Origin of the sequence: Capnocytophaga sp. oral taxon 412 str. F0487 (genome assembly GCF_000271925.1) — a bacterium.
GTDB lineage: Bacteria > Bacteroidota > Bacteroidia > Flavobacteriales > Flavobacteriaceae > Capnocytophaga > Capnocytophaga ochracea.
On record NZ_AJZR01000058.1, the window covers coordinates 1 to 4,684 of the forward strand.

Annotated in this window: 3 protein-coding genes; all 3 read right to left on the minus strand. The window is 36.1% G+C overall.

The window, feature by feature from the left end; genetic code table 11:
• Window positions 1-531, minus strand: a 531-nt coding sequence (locus HMPREF1321_RS09855; protein WP_009422461.1) for a hypothetical protein, incomplete at its 3' end; no start/stop codon positions are given.
• 19 nt (window positions 532-550) lie between these two features.
• Window positions 551-3,709, minus strand: coding sequence for a SprB repeat-containing protein (locus tag HMPREF1321_RS09860; RefSeq protein WP_009422460.1), 3,159 nt, complete (start codon window positions 3,707-3,709; stop codon window positions 551-553).
• Between the two features lie 260 nt (window positions 3,710-3,969).
• Window positions 3,970-4,389: a lipocalin family protein gene (locus tag HMPREF1321_RS09865; protein WP_009422462.1), complete on the minus strand. Its 420-nt coding sequence runs from the start codon at window positions 4,387-4,389 to the stop codon at window positions 3,970-3,972.
• Between the last annotated feature and the right edge of the window lie 295 nt (window positions 4,390-4,684).

The window sequence follows — 4,684 nt, forward strand, 5'->3', positions numbered from 1 at the left end:
TTTGGTGAGCACTTCTCCTTTTTGGGGCATCGTAAGCACAGGGGGTGAGTAGCGTCGCACTTGTATCATCGCGCGTCCTTTGTTGGATACGGGGCGTCCAGTAGCTATGTCGTAAAGCGACAAGCCAATAAAATAAGTACCTTCAGGAAGTAGTCCGTTATAAGTCGCCTCATTAATACCGTAGAGATTCTCGTAGCGCAGTAGGGTTTTGAAATCTATATTGGTAAGCGTACGTCGTACGCCTGGGGATAGGTTTACCAAATAGGGGGTAATATAATCAGGTGTTTGGGCAATGACTTGTCCTTGGAAGTCCTCTAACGAGAACCGAAGCACAAAAGGGCGTCCGCCGGTAGAGAGGTCTTTAAGCAAAAAGTGTGCTTGTATCTTCTGTTCAAAGGTGTCGGCATACCCTCTCAGACTCTGTGGATAGGGCGGAGTAACAAACACTTGCACGTCCACAGGGTACTGCTGACCTTGCAGAGTGAAACTCAGCAAGGTGCAGAAAAAGAGTATGTAACGACGTAAGAACATTATTTTTAATGATTAATATTTAATGATTAACAATCATCTTCTGCACCATCACATCGCCACCTGCCTCTAAAATAACCAAATACTGTCCTGCTGATATTCTTCTATTTTCAATAGGAATGTCGAAAGTTGTGCCTTCTGGTTGCTCAATGGCAGGGAAAGCCTCTCTGCCTAAAATATCTATACAATACACCTTTATCGCAGAAGCTCTCTTGAGATTTACCTTTATACGGAAAGTTCCATTGTTAGGATTACTAAAAATACCAAAATCATCTATGAGTACTTCTTTAGATGTATTTTCCTTACCAATACCCAATCGGTCTTTTTCTACCCAAAGCGTTTTGTATACGGTCTTCTCACAACCGTCCAAAAAGCCTTTTAAGCCTATGGTATAAGTTCCTTCGTTAGGAAAACGCACTTCTGCAGCTCCATTTTCTTCTTTGATAAGAGTCACTTCTCGAGGTAATACCCACTGGGTAGTGATACTGTGAGATAAGCTTACCAATTTTACTGTATAGTTGTAATATGAATTGGTAGCAGCCAAAAAGTCTACCTCTAATATCTTATCACTTTGTGAAACTTCAAAGGTTGCCACCTCTTTACAGCCTTTCTGGTCAGTAATTTCTACTTTATAATTACCTTTTGTCGATACGGTAAAGGTAGGTTCAGTACTGAGGAGGCTACCTGTGCTATCTGTCCAACGGAAAGTAGCCGAAGGAAAAGCTGTACTTAAATCGAATGACCGACTGTCGCCTTGGCATATCGTGATTTGTGAAGGAATATTAATAACCGTTTTTTCAGGTTGCAATACTTCGTAAAACTGCTCTAACGCGGGACAGTCGCTTTGGTCACGAAATACTGCTTTGTATTTACCTGCTTTTAACCCATTGATAGTTTTACCACCATTGGTAATACGTTGTGAAAGAAGATTCCCCTGAGCATCATACCACGAAACACTTATATTTCCTTTACCTCCTGAAAGAGTTAGCGCTATCTTACCATCATTCCCCTCATAGCAGGTTACGGGAGTGATGATAGCATTGTTTACCTCTACTTCCTCAGGATAAGAAAGTACTACCTTTTCTTGTACAGAACAACCTCGACTATCACTTACGGTTACGAAATACTTTCCAGCTGATAGACCTGTGATATGAGCTCCTGAATGACCTGTATTCCAAAGATAGGTATAAGGAGGTGTGCCTCCAGAGACTATAGCGGTCGCTTGCCCCCCATTAGGAGCACTACAGGTCATTTCTGATTTAGTAACCTTCAAGTAAAGAGGGTCAGGATAAGTAAGAGTATAAGTTCCGACAGCTTTATTTTCATTAGCATCTATAACTTCTACTTGATAGATACCATCTACAAGATCTGTAATAGTCTTATCTCTTGTTTCGGTATATGGCTTGTTAAATCTTTTCCATACATATCTGTAAGTAGGTACTCCTCCTTTAGCATTTACCGTCAGCGTACCATTACTATTGATGCTCGAATTATTATTGGGGTCACTATTACGAGGGTTACAACTGATAGGTGTAGCTTCAATGCTATTTATAATGAGTTCATCAGGTTCAGTAATGGTAATTTTCCTAGTAAGTGTACAATCATTGCCATCTATAATAGTAAGCGTATAAGTACCAGCATCAAGGTATTCAAAAGTAGATTTAAATCCTCTTATAGAAGAGTCTGTTTCATATAAAGAGATCTCCCTTTTTATTCCTTTATCAGACTCTATTTTAACAGTATATTCTAGCAAATCATTCTTCTTAGGAGTTCCCCCTGTAATAATAGTTGTAATAGAACCATTACTTCTTTTATAACCACTAACGTGCTTAACAAAATCTGGCTCTCCTTCATTAACAATAGTAATAGGCTTTGCTGGACCCCCTATTTTTACAACCACAGGAGATACTTTCCCATTTTTAAGAATCTGGCAATCGTTCTTATCGGTAATAGTAAGGGTGTAAGTACCAGTGGGTAAATTTGTAAGAAAAAAACTATTCCCTCCAACCGTTACAGGAGGCTCGTCATTCTTAACGTATTTATAAGGAGGGGTACCGCCTAAGACTCGGACTTCTATTTTCCCTTTGGTATCTCCAAAACACTTATTGTCTGTTGGAAAAGCAGAGGCTATGAGAGGTTTAGGAACAGTTATGGTAAAAATACCTTTGTGTTGTGCATCATCTGTGTATAGTTGAATTCTATCTCTTTGTCTATTATTATTTAGGTAATAGAAATAGCCCATTATATCTATCTCATAATTAGTAGTCACAGAAGCTGTACGAAGTACTACATTATCTATGTGGTCGTGTTGTAAGAAATATTCTGTTAAATCTTTGGGCAAACCTTTGACTCCAATTGAAGATTTTCCTAATATTTGAGCATCTTTTTCAGAGAAAGAAAGTTTTTCAAAAACTTCCCCTAAATAAGCCCCTTTATTTTCCCTATATTGTTCTAAACTACCTAATAATTTTCTGCTGAGCTGGATAGTAACAGTAGCTGTAGTTTCATTACTATTACATAAAGGAGATTGGATATTTTTTATTGTAATGAAAGGAGCTGCTTGTGTAACGGTAAGAGGTAATACCTCAGAAGAAGAACACACTAAACCAGTATCTTTATCATAAGATACTACTCTGAAGTAAATAGGTTTGCCTATCATCTCTTCTGCTCTTGCTTTACTTCCTAAAACATCTTCAGCAGAGACTTCTATGCTTTGTTTTTGTTGGAATTTTGCAGGAAGAGGTTCCCAATTATAATCATCTAACCAAGTAAACCGCCACCTCCTTAGCTCTTTCTCTGTTGCATATTCATAATGATATAAATCATTATCAAATCCTTCTCTGGCAATAATAGGAACTTTGACATCAATAGGGAGAAATGAATTGGATTTATTATTAATTTTAGAAGTAATGGTATGTATTGGATCTGCTCGCCAGGTGATTTTTACATCAATTCTTGTAGCTTCTCCTGCAGGAAAAAAACGTGTTTTGTACTGACAAAAAGCATCAATTTTAACTTGTAGATTTTCTATATCAGCTGAAGCTCCTCTGCATCTGCGAACTCCTGTTGTTCTTCTTGCTTCCGCTTTTAAAATTAAATAGAAATCTTTTGACCTTACTTTTTCATCTATAATTAAGTCTTTGAAATTATCAGATTTTTCTAAAATTTTTGTATCTCTCACTCGATCAATTAATCTTAATGAACAATAACGATGGCACATTTTATGCCATCGAGGATTCCTTGACCAAGCAGTATAACTTACTTTACCTTGTATATGAAACATATCTTCATTAGGTTGTCCATAAAGTAAATTAATAGAAAAAAGAACTAATATGCAGTAGTATATGTGCTTCATAAGTTTATTTTGCTACAATTTAAATGTTTTATAAAATTTTAAAAGCTCAAGAAATAAAACCTTTCCTGAGCTTTTAAAAGATACATTTATCGTTTCTCATAAGTATCTATTGAAGTCACTTCTTCTCCATCTTCATCTTTTTCTGTATAGGTAAGTATTAATTTATTTCCTGAAACAGAAAATGTATACACAGATTTGTCTACTGTAAGTTTATCTCCTAAGATAGAAAAGGTATTTTTAGATTCTTTTATAGTACAATCATTACTTACATTCAGTGCCTCAAATATTGTATAAGAATCTTCTGTGATAACAATATGTTCTTGTTTATCACATTCAGTAAGTTTTACATCTTCTCCTGCATCTGTACTTGATACAAGATACCACGTACCTATCAATGCTTTTTTAGCATCATCCTGAGGGTTAGGGTTGTCGTTATTGCTTTTTCCACACGCCGTGGCTAATAATAATGTTAAGGCTACAAAAGCCAAAGTAAAGATTTTTTTCATTGTACAAAGGTTTTTAAATTATTAATGCGACAAAAGTAGTGTATTTTTTTGAGATATGCAAATAATATGTGAGATATTTTTCTTACAAATCTACTTATTCCCTTTCTGCATCAGAAAACTTATCTAAAAAATATTCTCTTCTTCTCTCCTTTGTTTTTCTTTCGCTTTATTTTCCTAAAATCACTGTTAATTCTTCACTCTTAGCTGTTCATTATCAACTCTTTATATACCCTTTCTATACCAATCTTCCAAGATTCGTATAAGCTTCCTATAAGCTCTCTATAAGCTAAGCATA